This window comes from Burkholderia sp. SJZ089 (assembly GCF_007828315.1).
GTDB classification, from domain to species: Bacteria; Pseudomonadota; Gammaproteobacteria; order Burkholderiales; family Burkholderiaceae; genus Burkholderia; species Burkholderia gladioli.
In genome coordinates, this window is sequence record NZ_VIUM01000012.1 from 144,283 (window position 1) to 160,329 (window position 16,047).

The following is a 16,047-nucleotide window of genomic DNA, read 5'->3' on the forward strand; positions in this document are numbered from 1 at the left end:
CCGGAGCAATTCCGGTGCCTTGCCGGGCGCCTCGCGGCAAGGTCGGAATGGCCCGCTCGTCATCGCGGAACGGCGAGCGGAAGGCCGTCCACCGGACCGCTCGGCCCTCGCTCGGCCCTTATTCCGGCTGCGGCGGCGCCAGCACCTCGCGGCTGCCGTTGATGCCCATCGGCGAGACCAGCCCCGCCGTTTCCATCTGCTCGACCAGCCGCGCGGCGCGGTTGTAGCCGATGCGCAACTGGCGCTGCACCGAGGAGATCGAGGCGCGCCGCGTGCGCACCACGAAGGCGACCGCCTCGTCGTAGAGCGGATCGGCCTCGGCGTCCGGCGCGTCGCCGAACAGGTCCTGCGCGCCGCCGCCATCCGAGGACGGGCCGTCGAGAATGCCTTCCTCGTATTGCGGCTCGCCGAACTGCTTCAGGTACTCGACGATCCGGTGCACTTCCTCGTCGGCCACGAAGGCGCCGTGCACGCGCTGGGGGTAACCGGTGCCGGGCGGCAGGAACAGCATGTCGCCCTGGCCGAGCAGCGACTCGGCGCCCATCTGGTCGAGAATCGTGCGCGAGTCGATCTTCGAGGACACCTGGAAGGCGACCCGGGTCGGGATATTCGCCTTGATCAGGCCGGTGATCACGTCCACCGAGGGGCGCTGGGTGGCGAGGATCAGGTGGATGCCGGCCGCGCGCGCCTTCTGCGCGAGCCGCGCGATCAGCTCCTCGATCTTCTTGCCGGCCACCATCATCAGGTCCGCCAGCTCGTCGATCACCACCACGATCAGCGGCAGCGGCGAGAGCGGCTCGGGATCCTCGGGCGTGAGCGAGAACGGGTTGCCGATCTTCTTTTCCTTGGCCGCGGCGTCGCGCAGCTTCTGGTTGAAGCTGGCGAGGTTGCGCACGCCCACCGCCGACATCAGCCGGTAGCGCTTCTCCATCTCGCCGACGCACCAGTTCAGCGCGTTGGCGGCCAGCTTCATGTCGGTGACGACCGGCGCGAGCAGGTGCGGGATGCCCTCGTAGACCGACAGCTCCAGCATCTTCGGGTCGATCATGATCAGGCGCACTTCCTCGGGCGTGGCCTTGTAGAGCAGCGAGGCGATCATCGCGTTGACCGCCACCGACTTGCCCGAGCCGGTGGTGCCGGCCACCAGCATGTGCGGCGCCTTGGCGAGGTCGGTGACCACCGGGTTGCCGACGATGTCCTTGCCCATCGCGATGGTCAGTTGCGAGGCCGAATGCTGGTACTGGCGCGAGGCGAGGATCTCGGACAGGCGGATCATCTGCCGCTTGGCATTGGGCAGCTCGAGGCCCATGCAGGTCTTGCCGGGGATGGTCTCGACCACGCGGATCGAGGTCAGGCCCAGGCCGCGCGAGAGATCCTTCATCAGGCCGACGATCTGGCTGCCTCGCACGCCGAGCGCGGGCTCGATCTCGAAGCGCGTGATCACCGGGCCGGCCGAGGCGCCGACCACCGTCACCGGCACCTTGAATTCCTGCAGGCGCTGCTCGATCACCTGGCCGGTCTGGGCCAGGTCGGCCTCGGAGATCGGCTGCATGTCGTCGGAGGCGGGCTCGAGCAGGTCCAGGCCGGGCAACTCCACGTTCGAGGCGGCCGGGGCGCGGAACTCGAAGGCGTTCGGGTTCGGGGCGCGCGCTGCGGGTTGCGCGGGGGCGGGCGGGGCCTGGGCTGCCGGCGTTGCCTGGGCGGCGGCCGGCGTGGCGAAGGCGGAAGGCATGGCGAAGGCGGAAGGCATGGCGAGCGGGGCTGCCGCCCCCGACGCGGGTCTGGTGGTGGTTGCGTCGGCCTCGCTTGGTGCCGGTGTGACGATGGTGAATTCAGACGTCGACGCCACCCAGGTATCGGTCGCGGTGCTGAAGCCCGACGGGCTCGCGATGATCGGCGCGGCCGGCGTCGCGCTGCCGGCGGGCGTGAAGATCGGAGCGCCGGCCGTGTAGGTGAAGCGGCCTTCGTCCGGGGCGGTTTCCTGCTCGATCACGGGTTCGTCCGCCGGTGGCTGCGGCGCGGGGGACGGCGGCGTCGTGGCGAACGGTGCGCTTGTCGTCATCGATGCCGTGGTGCCGGTCGGCGTGCTCGTGGCCGGGCTGATGGCCGACGAAGTCGCCGGAGCGATGGCTGCGGGCAGCGATTCCCATGGCGGGACCGCCGCGGCGTGTTGCGGTGCCGCCGACGACGTGGAGGGCGAAGGCGCATCCGGGGCGGAGGTTTCGCTCCGGCTGACCTGCGCCTGAGGCGTGTCGACAGCTTGCGGACTTGCCGATGCCGCGAACGCGGGCGACGCTGGCGCGGCGAAGGCCGGGCGCGCGGGGACCGGGTTCGTCGCGGGCAGGGTCGGGGCCGGCGCTGGCGTCGTAACGTGGGCTTCCGTGGCGGCGGGCGCCGGTGCCGTGGTCGCGGTGGGTGCCGCTGTAGTGGGCTCGCTGGTGATGGCCGAGGCCTGCGTCGCCGTCGGTTGCGCTTCGGGCTTCGTCGCTGCGAACGGCCTTGCCGGCTCGGCCGGGATCGCCGGCGGCGAGGCCGGCGACACGACGGTGGCGGCGATGCCTTGCTTGACCGATGCGGACGACGCTAGCGACGTGGTAGCCGTGGCCGTCGAAGCCGGCGAGTTGGGCGTCAGCGAAGCCGAGGTCGATGCCGCCGGCGCCGCGTTGCTGCTCGTCTCGGCCGGTGCCGTGCCGAAGGCGATCGGCGTTGCACGCGTGATGGACGCGTGGTCGGCGGGTTCGGTCGCCGGTTCGCTTGCAGCGGGCGCGGGCGGTGTCGTGGCGAGCGGCTCGGCTGTCGTTTGGGCGATGACATCGGACGCGGAGGCGGCCCACGACGGTAGCGTCGGCGACAGCGCGTCGGCCGGCATGAAGGTGCTGATGTCGATCACCGTATCGCTGTCATCGGTCTGGTCGGCCGGGTCGGCGACGGGAGCCGCGGTGGCATCGGCCGACGTCGCCATCTCGAACGCGAGCGGTGTTTCAGCCAGCGGCGCCAGCGCGGCCGGAGCCGGTGCCGCTTCAGCGGCGGGCTCGAGCTCGGGCTGGGGCGCACGCGTGGTGAACATGCCGGCAGCCTGCGCGCTGCCCGCCGCGATTTCCGCGGCGGCGTCGCCGCGCGGCGCGACCGTGGTACCCGCCAGCGCGGCCCATTGCGCGGTGCTCGCGTCGATCGAGCGCAGCGTGTCCTGCAGGCTCGGCGAGGGTTCGACCGGCTGCACGGGTTTGTCGGTCCAGGCATAGAGCGGCGCGCGCGCCGGTTGCGCGACGCGCCGGCGCTGGGCGGCGTTGGCGTTCTGCGTCGACGCGGCCGGGCGCGCCGGCGTCCTGGCGGGCAGGTTCTGGGCCGCGGCGGGGCGGGCCGGCTGGGCGATCGGCGGTACCACCGGTCGGATCGGGGCGGCGGCCGGCGCGGCGCGGCGCGTGGACGGGTAGCGCTCCTGCAGCACCTTGACCGCCTGGGCGGCCTGCACCGCCGACGAGGCGAGATTGGGCGAAGCCGGCGGCATCGTCACCGAGGACGGCACGAAGGGCGGCGGCACGGGCGGCGCGGCCATGGCCGCGGAACCGGCGGCCGAGGCGGCCTTGGCGGAGCTCGCGGCTGCCGCGCCCGCGGCGAGTCCGGCCGCGATGCCCGCCGTGCTGCCGCCGACGATGCCGGAATTCGGCCGGCCGGCCTGGTTCAGCCAGCCTGCCGGCGCGGACGGCTCGACCATCGGCGCCCGCGTGGTGGGCGGCGGGGTCCAGCCGCGCGGCTCCTCGCGGCGCGGTTCGCGCCGCGCATCGCGCGCCGTGTCGCGCTTCGGATCGGGCCGCCACAGCGTCGGCCGCGCGAAGCGCCCGTTGCGCTTGGGCGCCATCGAGTTGACGGTGTTCGCCGTCGAGGGCTGCACGTCGCCGGCGCGCCGCACGCGGCGGTCCTCGTCGCGGTGCAGGGCGCTGCGCGGCAGGTCGGCCACCGAGCGCGGCTCGTCCTCGTCGCGCCGCGAACCGCGGCCCAGGCGGAACCCGAAGGAGGCGTCGAGCCAGTCGTTGGTGGTATGCCAGTCGAGCCCGAACAGCCAGGGCAGGCCGGCCACCAGCAACACCACCATCACCAGCGGCGTGCCGATATGGCCGAACACGTGCTCGAAGCCGGTGGCGAGCAACTGGCCGAAGCGGTCGGTGCCGGCGTCGCCGGGCAGGGCGGTGGCGAGCGTGCAGCTCGCGACGAACACGCTCGCGAAGCCGAGCCACAGACGGATCGAGCCGCCCTTGGCGCCACCCGGCAGCATGCCCTTGACGAGCCGCCAGACGAGGGGAATGAACCAGACGGCCGAAATACCGAACCAGCCGAAAACTACCGTATGCATACCTGGAAACGTGGGATCACGAGGACGGGCGCCGCGCGCGGCCCGTCGGGTTTGAGCGTCCGGTGCATCCGGCCCGCGCGCGCGGGCCGCGAGCCGGAAGGATCTTGTGCCTTGCCTGTTGTATTACCTGTTGCCGAGGCGCGTGATGCGGCCGCGCATCTCGACAGGATCACGGAGTGTCGCGACGGGAGAATGTCAGCGTCGCGCCATCCTGCGTGACCAGATAGAGCTGTTGCGGCGCCTGCATCTGCAGGCCGGCCTTGGTGACGTGCGCGAGCGCGTCGAGATACGGCGCCTCCAGCTTGCCGCCGGCGCTGTTCGGGCAGGCCATGCGCGTGCCGGCCAGCGGCCCGAAGCTGAGCAGCCCGTTCTTCACGGCATAGGTGCCGCCGAAGCGGTTGCAGCCCGAGAAGCCCGAGGCGCGGCGCACGCCGTCGGCGGTCGACAGCGTCAGCGTCGGCACGGCCGGCTGGCGGTTCGTGCCCTGATCCTGCGGCGGCAGTTCGCGCTGCGTGCCGTCGGCATTGCGCCAGCTCGCCAACTGCCAGCTGGTGTCGTCGATCAGCTGGATCGCGGCGGGGTTGAACGGATCGGAGGGCGGGGCGGAGGAATCGGGGTGGGTCGGGATCGCGCAGGCGGCCAGCGCGGCCAGCGAGATCGCGGCCAGCGGCGCGCGCAGCGAACGGACGAAGCTGGGGCGCGTGCGCGCGGCCGCGGAAGGTTTATGCATGGCCTCGTTCCTCGAATTCATGGTGATGCTGGCAAAGGTGTAAGAGTAACGCAGTCGGAGCGCGCGAGGCGAGCCGACCATCGGCGGCGCGAAACGTTCTGTAGCCGGTTGCGTCGTCGCCTGCAGGCCGGTTCGCGCCGAAGCTGCGTGTTAACATCGCGCCTTGGTCGTATCCACGTCTTCACCCCAATCTTTTCAGCGGGAAATCTCATGCAGATCGGTCAGCGGCTCGGTACGCCGCTCTCGCCCTCCGCCACGCGCGTCATGCTGCTGGGCGCCGGCGAACTCGGCAAGGAAGTCATCATCGCGTTGCAGCGCCTCGGCGTCGAAGTGATCGCTGTCGATCGCTACGCGAACGCGCCCGGCCACCAGGTCGCGCATCGCGCGCACGTGATCGACATGACCGACGCGGCCGCGCTGCGCGCGCTGGTCGAGGCCGAGCAGCCGCACCTGATCGTGCCCGAGATCGAGGCGATCGCCACCGACGCGCTGGCCGCGATCGAGTCCGAGCGCCTCGCCGAGGTGATCCCGACCGCGCGCGCCACCCAGCTCACCATGAACCGCGAGGGCATCCGCCGCCTGGCGGCCGAGGAGCTCGGCCTGCCGACCTCGCCCTACGCGTTCGCGCAGTCCATCGAGGAATTCCGCGTCGCGGTGGCCTCGATCGGTTTTCCCTGCGTGGTCAAGCCGGTGATGTCGTCCTCGGGCAAGGGACAGTCGGTGCTGCGCGGCGAGGCCGATGTCGAGCCGGCCTGGCAGCATGCGATGGCGGGCGGGCGCGTGAACCACGGCCGCGTGATCGTCGAGGGTTTCATCGATTTCGACTACGAGATCACCCAGCTCACGGTGCGCGCGATCGACCCGGCCAGCAAGGAAACCCGGACCTATTTCTGCGACCCGGTCGGCCACCTGCAGGTCGCCGGCGACTACGTGGAATCCTGGCAGCCGCAGCCGATGAGCCCGATTGCCCGGGAACGTTCGCGCGAGATCGCACACCAAGTGACGACGGCCCTGGGCGGGCGCGGCCTGTTCGGCGTCGAGCTGTTCGTGCGCGGCGACGAAGTCTGGTTCTCCGAGGTCAGCCCGCGTCCGCACGACACGGGGCTGGTGACGCTGGCCTCGCAGCGGCAGTCGGAGTTCGAGCTGCATGCGCGTGCCATCCTCGGCCTGCCGGTCGATCCGGCCCTCACGTCACCGGCCGCCTCGGCGGTGATCTACGGCGGCCTGGACGAGGCCGGAATCGCCTTCGAGGGCGTGGCCGAGGCGCTGGCCGTGCCGGGCGTCGACCTGCGCCTGTTCGGCAAGCCCGAGAGCTTCACCAAGCGTCGCATGGGCGTGGCGGTGGCGATCGGCGCCGATGTCGACGAGGCGCGCGAGCGCGCCAAGCGGGCCGCGGCGGCGGTCCGGCCCGTGTCCGCGCGCTGAGGCGGCACGGCCGGGCTGGGGCGGGAAAGGTGCCGGTCCAGCCGGGTGGAAGCGGGGCGTGCGTGTTTTTCCGTGCCGGGAAGGCGTGCATCGACCCGGCCCGATTTCGCGCAAACCGTATCGAAGGCCGCGGCGGCCAAACGCTGCGGCCGAGGAGTCTCGAGATGAAATGGGTACTTATCGCGACGCTGTGCCTGGCGGTGTCGGGCTGCGGCCTGGCCGCGGCGCCGTGCCGGGTCGCGTCGGCCGGCCTCAAGATCGTGCCGGTGGTCGGCCATGTGGCGGCCGCGCCGACCGATGCCTGTGCCGGCGTGATCGATCCCTGATTGAGTTGGCCAAGCATGGCAGCGCCCGTGCAGGGGCAAGGAGCACGCGCATGAAGCGCATCATTTTCGCCGTGGGCCTGCTGGCCGGACTCGCGGGCATATCGGCGGCCCAGGCCGCGCAGCTGACCGTCGAGGAAATCGATACCGACGCGCGCAGCTTCACCCGCTACCAGTGCGCGAACCAGGCGCGGCCGGTGCGGGTCGCCTACTGGCTGGCCCGCAACGGCCAGAGTTTCGCGCTGGTGCCGGTGAACGGCCAGCCGATGCTGTTCGTCGACACGCTGTCGGCCTCGGGCGCGCGCTACCAGGCTGGCCGCTACACCTGGTGGACCAAGGGGCCGGCCGCCACGCTGAGCGACGAGATCGCCGGCAGCTCGGCGGCGCCGCTGCTGGCGGACTGCCAGGAGATCCAGGGCCGCCGCAAGCGTCCCTGAGGCGCCGAGGGGCGCCGTCACGGGCCAGTGCTACAATACTGCCCTTTCCGTCGGCGTTCGGCCGCACGGGGCGGCGCGCCGGGTTCGACCCGGCGCCGTGGCGGCGTCGCGCGGCGCGTCGCAGCAGTTCCGTCATTCATTCCACCGTGTTGTTCGTGCGGCCACCGGCAATCGGCCCGGCCACACCCGAATTCCCGCCGCGCCATTTGAGCGAAACGCCAACCATGTCCGATTCAGCAGCCACGTCCGTCGACGCAACTTTCGATCAGTTCGGCCTCGCGCCCGACATTCTGAAGGCCATTGCGGAGCAGGGCTATACGACGCCGACGCCGATCCAGGCCAAGGCGATTCCGGTCGTGCTGTCCGGGCGCGACGTGATGGGCGCCGCGCAGACGGGCACCGGCAAGACCGCCAGCTTCTCGCTGCCGATCATCCAGCGCCTGTTGCCGCAGGCCAACAGCAGCGCCTCGCCGGCACGCCACCCGGTGCGCGCGCTGATCCTCACGCCGACGCGCGAGCTGGCCGACCAGGTGGCCGCCAACGTGCATGCCTACGCGAAGCACACGGCGCTGCGCAGCGCGGTGGTGTTCGGCGGCGTCGACATGAACCCGCAGATGGCCGAGCTGCGACGCGGCGTCGAGATCCTGATCGCCACGCCGGGCCGCCTGCTCGACCACGTGCAGCAGAAGACGGCCAACCTCGGCCAGGTGCAGATGCTGGTGCTCGACGAGGCCGACCGGATGCTCGACATGGGCTTCCTGCCCGACCTGCAGCGGATCCTGAACCTGCTGCCCAAGCAGCGCCAGACCCTGCTGTTCTCGGCCACCTTCTCGCCCGAGATCAAGAAGCTGGCCTCGACCTACCTGAGCAACCCGCAGACCATCGAGGTGGCGCGCAGCAATGCGACGGCCACCAATGTCACGCAGGTGGTCTACGAGATCGCCGAGGGCGACAAGCAGGCCGCGGTGGTCAAGCTGATCCGCGATCGCTCGCTCAAGCAGGTGATCGTGTTCTGCAACAGCAAGATCGGCGCGAGCCGCCTGGCGCGCCAGCTCGAGCGCGACGGTGTGGTCGCCACGGCGATCCACGGCGATCGCTCCCAGAACGAGCGGATGCAGGCGCTGGATGCCTTCAAGCGCGGCGAGGTCGAGGCGCTGGTCGCCACCGACGTGGCCGCACGCGGCCTGGACATCGCCGAGCTGCCGGCCGTGATCAACTTCGATCTGCCCTTCAGCGCCGAGGATTACGTGCACCGCATCGGCCGGACCGGCCGCGCGGGTGCCTCGGGCGACGCGCTGTCGCTGTGCAGCCCGAACGAGCGCAAGCAACTGGCCGATATCGAGAAGCTGATCAAGCGCGAGCTGCCGCTGCAGCCGCTCGCGGTCGACGCCCCGGTGCGCGCGCGCCAGGAACGTGGCGAACGCAGCGAGCGCAGCCGCGATCGCGACGAATCGCGCGGCCCGCGCCGTTCGCACGGGCATGGCGGCGAGCGCACGCATCACCACCATTCGCGTCGCGAGGCGCCGGTCGACGAGTTCTTCCTGAAGCCCTACGAGCCGTCGCCGAGCGCGCGCGAGCCCGAGGAGGCGACCAAGCAGCCGGCATCGAGCGAGAAGAAGTCGAAGCAGCCGCTGGCCGCGCTGCTGGGCGGCTTCGGCATGCCGCGCCGCACGTCTTCCTGAGCGGAATCCGGCCTGAAAGCCTGAAAACGGGCGGATGCGAGAGCATCCGCCCGTTTCCGTTTGGCGGGGGAAAAACGCGGCGCGGCGTAAGGCGCGCTCAGCGCGCGCCGGGACCGAAACGAGCGGCCCAGGCGGCCGTGGCGGCCGAGAAGAAGGCATCGAGCGAGGCGCGCGCGGATGGCGCCAGCCCAAGCCCCAGATGATCTGCCGCGGCCTTCAGCGAGGCCAGCGGCGCCGAGGCGTCGAGCGCGCTGGCGCCGGTCTGCTTGCTGAGCTTCTCGCCGTTCGCGTCGACCACCACGGGCACATGCAGATAGGCCGGCGTCGGCGCGCCGAGGCAGCGCTGGAGATGGATCTGCCGTGCCGTCGAATCGAGCAGGTCGACGCCGCGCACCACGTGGGTGATGCCGGCATCGCGATCGTCGACCACCACGGCGAGCTGGTAGGCCCATTGGCCGTCGGCACGCCTGAGCACGAAATCGCCGACCTCGGTGGCGAGATCCTGCGACTGCCGGCCCTGCCAGCGATCGTCGAAGCCGATCACGGCCGCCGTGCCGTCGGGCACCCGCAGCCGCCAGGCGCGGGCCGGCTTGCCATGCAGGCCGTCGCGGCAGGTGCCGGGATAGGCCAGCGTGGTGTGGCGCTCGTGCGCGGCGCGCAGCGAGTCGGCGATCTCCTTGCGCGTACAGCCGCAAGGGTAGACATGGCCCGCCGCCGTCAACGCGTCGAGCGCGGCCGTGTATTCGGCGTCGCGCCGGCTCTGCCAGATGGGCGGTTCGTCGGGGTTCAGGCCGAAGGCGGCGAGCGTGGCGAGGATTTCCCGCGCGGCGCCGGGCACCGTGCGCGGGCCGTCGACGTCCTCGATGCGCACCAGCCAGTCGCCCGCGTGGGCGCGCGCGTCGAGCCAGCTGGCGAGCGCGCCGACCAGCGAGCCGAAATGCAGCGGGCCGGTGGGCGAGGGCGCGAAACGGCCGCGATAGCGTGGTGTCAAGCGAGACCCTGGCGGGGAGATGAGGCGCGGCCCGGGCTCAGGCTGCCGGACGGGCAGCCGGCTTGGCCGCGCCGGCCGGCTGGGCCGTCGCGCAGGCCGGGCAGGAGCGGCCCGGCACGTACTGCGGTGATTGCTGGTCCTCGGCCGACACCACGGCGCGGCAGGCGAAGCAGGTCACGTCGGCGGTCGGCTCCAGTTTCGGGTTGAGCGCGGTGCGGTAGTCGAACACGAAGCAGTCGCCGTGGTAATGCGCGCCGCCGACTTCCTCGAAATACTTCAGGATGCCGCCCTCGAGCTGGTAGACGTGGTCGATGCCGATGTCCTTCATGTGGATCGCGGCCTTCTCGCAGCGGATCCCGCCGGTGCAGAACGACACCACGGTCTTGCCTTCGAGATCGGCGCGGTTCGCGTCGATCACGGCCGGGAATTCGCTGAACTTGTCGATGCGGTAGTCGAGCGCCTGGTCGAAGGTGCCGACGTCGACCTCGAAGGCATTGCGCGTATCGAGCATCACCACCGGCCGGCCTTCGTCGTCATGGCCCCGGTCGAGCCAGGCCTTCAGCGTGCGGGCGTCCACCGAGGGCGCGCGGCCCAGTTCCGGCTGGATCGCCGGCTTCTTCATGGTGATGATCTCGCGCTTGATGCGCACCAGCATGCGCCGGAACGGCTGCGAATCGGACAGGCTTTCCTTGAACTGCAGGTCGGCGAACTTGCCGGCGAACAGCGCATCCTCGCGCAGATAGGCGACGAACGCGTCGGTGGCCTCGCGCGGGCCGGCGATGAACAGGTTGATGCCCTCGGGGGCGAGCAGAATCGTGCCGCGCAGCCCGAGCGACTGACAGCGCTCGGTGACGAGCGGCCGCCAGGCTTCGGGCGATTCGATCGTGACGAAGCGGTAGGCGGCGAGGTTGACGATGGACATGATGAACCGGGATGAAGCGGGGCGGGCACGGCTCGCGCGGGCGCCGGGGCCGGCGCAAATGGGGTGCGATACCGTGCGGCAGGCCGCCGCGTGAATGAGCAAACCCGTATTATCCCGCAAACGCGCCGGCAAACCAGTCGGCCGGGCGATGGAGGCAGGATGTCGCAGCCCAGGCCCGGCCTGGCCGGATGGCCGGCTGCGTCGATTTTTGCCGCGCGCGGGCGTTGTCGTCGTCGTGACGCGGCTACAATAACGCCCATGTCAGATCCCCGTTTCGTCCATCTTCGCGTTCACTCCGAATTCTCGATTGCCGACGGCATCGTGCGCCTCGACGACCTGGTCAAGGCGGCGGTCGCCGACGGTCAGGGCGCGCTCGCCCTCACCGATCTCGGCAATGCATTCGGTCTCGTCCGTTTCTACCAGGAAGCCCGCGGCAAGGGTGTCAAGCCGATCGCCGGCTGCGATGTCTGGATCACCAACCACGACGATCGCGACAAGCCCTCGCGCCTCTTGCTGCTGGTGCGCGACAAGGCCGGCTACCTGAATCTCTGCGAGCTGCTCTCGAAGGCCTGGCTCACCAACCAGTATCGCGGCCGCGCCGAGGTCGACGCGCAATGGCTCGAATCCGAGCTCGGCCAGGGCCTGCTGGCGCTGTCGGGCGCGCAGCAGGGCGATATCGGCATCGCGCTGGCGGCCGGCAACGCCGAGGCCGCGCGCCGCCATGCGCAGCGCTGGGCCCGCGTGTTCCCTGGCGGCTTCTACATCGAGCTGCAGCGCTACGGCCAGCCCGGCGGCGAGGCCTATGTGCAGGAAGCCGCCAAGCTCGCGGCCGAGCTGCAGCTGCCGGTGGTCGCCACGCATCCGCTGCAGTTCATGGGCGACGAGGATTTCACCGCGCACGAGGCGCGCGTCTGCATCTCGGAAGGCGACATCCTCGCCAATCCGCGCCGCCAGAAGCGCTTCACCATCGAACAACGCTTCCGCACCCAGGCCGAGATGGCCGAGCTGTTCGCCGACATCCCCTCGGCGGTGCAGAACACGGTCGAGATCGCCAAGCGCTGCAACCTCAAGCTCGAGCTCGGCAAGCCCAAGCTGCCGCTGTTCCCGACGCCGGACGGCATGTCGCTCGACGACTACCTGGTCCAGCTCTCGCAGGAAGGGCTCGAGAAGCGCCTGGTGCAACTGTTCCCCGACGAGGCCGAGCGGGACGCGCAGCGCGCGACCTACTACCAGCGCCTCGAATTCGAATGCAACACGATCAAGAAGATGGGCTTCCCCGGCTACTTCCTGATCGTGGCGGACTTCATCAACTGGGCCAAGAACAACGGCGTGCCGGTCGGCCCGGGCCGCGGCTCGGGCGCGGGCTCGCTGGTGGCCTATTCGCTGGGCATCACCGATCTCGATCCGCTGCGCTACAACCTGCTGTTCGAGCGCTTCCTGAATCCGGAGCGGGTCTCGATGCCCGACTTCGACATCGACTTCTGCCAGCACGGCCGCGATCGCGTGATCCAGTACGTGAAGGAGAAGTACGGCGCCGACGCGGTCTCGCAGATCGCCACCTTCGGCACCATGGCCGCCAAGGCGGCCGTGCGCGACATCGGGCGCGTGCTCGACCTCGGCTACATGTTCACCGACGGCGTGGCCAAGCTGATTCCGTTCAAGCCGGGCAAGCATGTCACCATCGCCGACGCGATGAAGGAAGAGCCGCTGCTGCAGGAGCGCTACGACAACGAGGACGAGGTCCATCAGCTGCTCGATCTCGCGCAGCGAGTCGAGGGCCTCACGCGTAACGTGGGCATGCACGCCGGCGGCGTGCTGATCGCGCCGGGCAAGCTGACCGATTTCTGCCCCTTGTACGCCCAAGGCGACGACGGCGGCGTGGTCAGCCAGTACGACAAGGACGATGTCGAGGCGGTCGGGCTGGTGAAGTTCGACTTTCTGGGCCTGACCACCCTCACCATCCTCGACTGGGCCGAGCGCTTCATCCGCCGGCTCGATCCGGCCAAGGCCGACTGGTCGCTGGCCCAGGTCCCGCTCGACGATCCTGCCTCGTTCCAGATCCTCAAGAAAGCGAACACGGTCGCCGTGTTCCAGCTGGAAAGCCGCGGCATGCAGGGCATGCTGAAGGACGCCCAGCCCGACCGCTTCGAGGACATCATCGCGCTCGTGTCCTTGTACCGGCCGGGCCCGATGGACCTGATCCCGAGCTTCTGCGCCCGCAAGCACGGCCGCGAGAAGGTGGAGTACCCGGATCCGCGCGTCGAGCCGGTCCTGAAAGAGACCTACGGCATCATGGTCTATCAGGAGCAGGTGATGCAGATGGCGCAGATCATCGGCGGCTACTCGCTGGGCGGCGCCGATCTCTTGCGTCGCGCGATGGGCAAGAAGAAGCCCGAGGAGATGGTCAAGCACCGCGAGATCTTCGCCGAGGGCGCCGCGAAGAACGGCCTCACGCGCGAGAAGTCGGACGAGATCTTCGACTTGATGGAGAAGTTCGCGGGTTACGGCTTCAACAAGTCGCACGCGGCCGCCTACGCGCTGCTCGCCTACTACACCGCCTGGCTGAAGGCGCATCATCCCGCCGAATTCATGGCGGCCAACATGACGCTCGCGATGGACGACACCGACAAGGTGAAGATCCTGTTCGACGATTGCGAGCTCAATGGCCTGAAGGTGCTGCCGCCCGACATCAACCAGTCCGAATACCGCTTCGAGCCGGTCGCGGAAGCCGACGGCAAGCGCTCGAAGACGATCCGCTACGGCCTGGGCGCCGTCAAGGGCAGCGGCCAGAACGCGATCGAGGAGATCCTGCGGGCGCGCAAGGAAGGCGGCGCGTTCAAGGACCTGTTCGATTTCTGCGAACGGATCGACCGCCGCCTCGTCAACCGCCGCACCGTGGAGGCGTTGATCCGCGCCGGCGCCTTCGACGTGCTGACGCCGAACCGCGCGCAACTGATCGCCTCGGTGCCGCTCGCCATGGAAGCGGCCGACCAGGCCGAGGCCAACGCGATGCAGGCCGGCCTGTTCGACATGGGCGCCGAGTCGCCGCACGCGCATGCGCTGGTGGACGAACCGGCCTGGGACGAGAAGCGTCGTCTGCAGGAGGAAAAGGGCGCGCTCGGTTTCTACCTGTCGGGGCACCTGTTTGACGCCTATCGCGAGGAAGTCCGCCGTTTCGCGCGCATGAAGCTCGGCGAGCTGAAGGAAGGGCGCGACAAGCTGGTGGCCGGCGTGATCGCCTCGCTGCGCACCCAGATGACGCAACGCGGCAAGATGATCATCGCGCTGCTAGACGACGGCACCGGCCAGTGCGAGATCACGGTGTTCAACGAGCAGTTCGACGCGAACCGCGGCCTGTTCAAGGAAGACGAGCTGCTGATCGTGCAGGGCCAGGCGCGCAACGACGCGTTCACGGGCGGGATCCGCTTCACGGCCGACGCGGTGATGGATCTCGAGCGCGCGCGCAGCCGCTACGCGCAGGCCGTGCGCATGACCATGAACGGTAATGCCGACGCGGCCGCGCTGCGTCGCGTGCTGGAGCCGCATGTGGCCAAGGCCGAAGCCGCGCCGGCCGTCGCGGCACCGGCGCCGGCGCCGTCCCGCGGCGGGCGCGAGGGACGCGATGGCGGTCGCCGCGCGCCGATGCCGATGCCGAACGGGCTGGCCGTGCAGATCCTCTACAACAACGCGCGCGCGCAGGGCGAGATGCGGCTGGGCGATGCCTGGCGCGTCAAGCCGAGCGATACGCTGCTGGCCGAGCTGCGCGCCATCTTCGGCGACGGCACGGTGGAGATCGCCTACTGAGGCACGAGATCGGCCCGGTCATTCGACCGGGCCGATTCGCTGTGTCTGCCGCCGCCCGTTTTCATCCGCTGGCCTCGCCGCCGCTTCCGGCGCGCGCCGTGCCCGCTTCCCACGCGGGGCGCCGCGGAATCGAGTACAGTGCGAGCCTCGTTCCCCACCACACCAGAACCCAGACCGTGGCCGTCCTGTTTCCCCCTGATCGCCGTCCCGAGAGCATCCTGGTCGTCGCGACGCGCCGTATCGGCGACGTGCTGCTGACCACGCCGATCGTCCGCTCGCTGAAGGCACGCTGGCCCGATACGCCGATCGACATGCTGGTGTTTCGCGGCACCGAGGGCGTGCTCGAGGGCAATCCGGACATCCGTCGCGTGATCGTGGTGGCACAGCGCGCCGGGCTCGGCGAGCGCCTGCGCGACGCGGCGCGGCTCTGGCGCCGCTACGATCTGGCCTGCGCGGCGCTCAGCTCGGATCGGCCGCGCTACTACACCTGGTTCGCCGGGCGGCGGCGCGTGGGCCTGGTCGATCCGAATCGCGTCAACCTCTGGACGCGTTTCCTGCTGAACCGGATCGCGATCAACGATCACCAGCACGAACACACCGTGATCAGCACGCTGGCGCTGGCGCCGGCAATCGGCGTCGAACCGGTGCCCGAGGTGGTCGCGCCGGGGCTCGGCGGCGATCCCGCGCAGCGCGAGCGCTTCGACGCGCTGCTCGCCAGTTCGCCCGCGATCGCCGCGGGGCAGCCGCTGGTGGTGCTGCACCCTTATCCGATGTTCGCCTACAAGCAATGGCGTCGCGATGGCTGGGTCGAGCTGATCGGCTGGTTGCGCGGCCTGGGCTACGCGATCGCCCTGAGCGGCGGTCCCGCCGCGAACGAGCGCGAATATGCCGAGCAGATCGCGACGGCGGCCGGCGGCGAGGTGCTGAACCTGGTCGGGCGCCTGTCGTTCGGCGAGAGCGCCGAGCTGGTGCGGCGCGCCAGGCTGTTCGTCGGCCCCGATACCGGCGCCACCCACGTGGCCGCGGCCACCGGCACGCCCGTGATCGCGCTGTTCGGGCCGTCCGACCCGGTGCGCTGGGGCCCCTGGCCGCAAGGCTGGCGCGGCGAGGGCAATCCCTGGCCGCTGGTGGGTTCGGGGCGTCGCGGCCAGGTGTTCCTGCTGCAGGGCGAGGGCAGCTGCGTGCCTTGCCGCAAGGAAGGCTGCGAGCGTCATGTCGGCAGCTACAGCGACTGCCTGCTGCAGATGTCGACCGCGCGCGTGGCGGCGGTCGCGGCCGAGATGCTCGGCCTGCCGGCCGAGGCGGCGCGCTCGGCGCCTTCGCAGGTGGTCAACACCCTCCATCTGGTGCGGCCGGCCGCCTGAGCGGGCGCCGGCTCGCGC

10 protein-coding genes are annotated in these 16,047 nt (G+C 70.4%); 6 read left to right on the top strand and 4 right to left on the bottom strand.

All coding sequences use genetic code 11. The annotated features are described in order from the left end of the window. Nucleotides 1-118: 118 nt before the first annotated feature. Nucleotides 119-4,351, bottom strand: a complete 4,233-nt coding sequence (locus FB600_RS22360) for an FtsK/SpoIIIE family DNA translocase (protein ID WP_145757358.1) — start codon at nucleotides 4,349-4,351, stop codon at nucleotides 119-121. 169 nt (nucleotides 4,352-4,520) lie between these two features. Further along, nucleotides 4,521-5,081, bottom strand: a complete 561-nt coding sequence (locus FB600_RS22365; protein WP_096750739.1) for an META domain-containing protein — start codon at nucleotides 5,079-5,081, stop codon at nucleotides 4,521-4,523. A 210-nt stretch (nucleotides 5,082-5,291) separates the two neighbouring features. Between FB600_RS22365 and purT the strand changes: the two genes are divergently transcribed. The 4 genes from purT (at nucleotide 5,292) to FB600_RS22385 (ending at nucleotide 8,948) form a co-directional block, all read left to right on the top strand. Further along, nucleotides 5,292-6,506 (top strand): formate-dependent phosphoribosylglycinamide formyltransferase, encoded by a 1,215-nt coding sequence (gene purT, locus FB600_RS22370; RefSeq protein WP_096750403.1) that lies wholly within the window; start codon nucleotides 5,292-5,294, stop codon nucleotides 6,504-6,506. 164 nt (nucleotides 6,507-6,670) lie between these two features. Further along, nucleotides 6,671-6,832: a DUF6726 family protein gene (locus FB600_RS22375; protein WP_017919513.1), complete on the top strand. Its 162-nt coding sequence runs from the start codon at nucleotides 6,671-6,673 to the stop codon at nucleotides 6,830-6,832. 50 nt (nucleotides 6,833-6,882) lie between these two features. Further along, nucleotides 6,883-7,266, top strand: coding sequence for an MliC family protein (locus tag FB600_RS22380; RefSeq protein ID WP_098153774.1), 384 nt, complete (start codon nucleotides 6,883-6,885; stop codon nucleotides 7,264-7,266). A 224-nt stretch (nucleotides 7,267-7,490) separates the two neighbouring features. Further along, nucleotides 7,491-8,948, top strand: a complete 1,458-nt coding sequence (locus FB600_RS22385; protein WP_096750405.1) for a DEAD/DEAH box helicase — start codon at nucleotides 7,491-7,493, stop codon at nucleotides 8,946-8,948. Between the two features lie 97 nt (nucleotides 8,949-9,045). Here FB600_RS22385 and gluQRS read toward each other — a convergent pair whose 3' ends face one another. Both gluQRS and FB600_RS22395 read right to left on the bottom strand, forming a co-directional pair. After that, nucleotides 9,046-9,939, bottom strand: a complete 894-nt coding sequence (gene gluQRS, locus FB600_RS22390; RefSeq protein ID WP_096750406.1) for a tRNA glutamyl-Q(34) synthetase GluQRS — start codon at nucleotides 9,937-9,939, stop codon at nucleotides 9,046-9,048. Between the two features lie 37 nt (nucleotides 9,940-9,976). Next, on the bottom strand, nucleotides 9,977-10,861 hold the full coding sequence (locus FB600_RS22395) for a sulfurtransferase (protein ID WP_047839277.1): 885 nt from the start codon (nucleotides 10,859-10,861) through the stop codon (nucleotides 9,977-9,979). Between the two features lie 258 nt (nucleotides 10,862-11,119). Between FB600_RS22395 and dnaE the strand changes: the two genes are divergently transcribed. Together dnaE and FB600_RS22405 are read left to right on the top strand one after the other, a co-directional pair. Further along, nucleotides 11,120-14,665, top strand: a complete 3,546-nt coding sequence (dnaE, locus tag FB600_RS22400; protein WP_145757359.1) for a DNA polymerase III subunit alpha — start codon at nucleotides 11,120-11,122, stop codon at nucleotides 14,663-14,665. 176 nt (nucleotides 14,666-14,841) lie between these two features. After that, nucleotides 14,842-16,029, top strand: coding sequence for a glycosyltransferase family 9 protein (locus tag FB600_RS22405; RefSeq protein ID WP_145757360.1), 1,188 nt, complete (start codon nucleotides 14,842-14,844; stop codon nucleotides 16,027-16,029). Nucleotides 16,030-16,047: the final 18 nt, after the last annotated feature.

What these genes read in the sequence shown, in the direction of transcription:
- FB600_RS22385 (WP_096750405.1), top strand. Translation starts at nt 7,491, where the DNA reads ATGTCCGATTCAGCAGCCACGTCCGTCGACGCAACTTTCGATCAGTTC.
- purT (WP_096750403.1), top strand. Translation starts at nt 5,292, where the DNA reads ATGCAGATCGGTCAGCGGCTCGGTACGCCGCTCTCGCCCTCCGCCACG.
- FB600_RS22380 (WP_098153774.1), top strand. Translation starts at nt 6,883, where the DNA reads ATGAAGCGCATCATTTTCGCCGTGGGCCTGCTGGCCGGACTCGCGGGC.
- FB600_RS22360 (WP_145757358.1), bottom strand. Translation starts at nt 4,351, where the DNA reads ATGCATACGGTAGTTTTCGGCTGGTTCGGTATTTCGGCCGTCTGGTTC.
- dnaE (WP_145757359.1), top strand. Translation starts at nt 11,120, where the DNA reads ATGTCAGATCCCCGTTTCGTCCATCTTCGCGTTCACTCCGAATTCTCG.
- FB600_RS22395 (WP_047839277.1), bottom strand. Translation starts at nt 10,861, where the DNA reads ATGTCCATCGTCAACCTCGCCGCCTACCGCTTCGTCACGATCGAATCG.
- FB600_RS22375 (WP_017919513.1), top strand. Translation starts at nt 6,671, where the DNA reads ATGAAATGGGTACTTATCGCGACGCTGTGCCTGGCGGTGTCGGGCTGC.
- FB600_RS22365 (WP_096750739.1), bottom strand. Translation starts at nt 5,081, where the DNA reads ATGCATAAACCTTCCGCGGCCGCGCGCACGCGCCCCAGCTTCGTCCGT.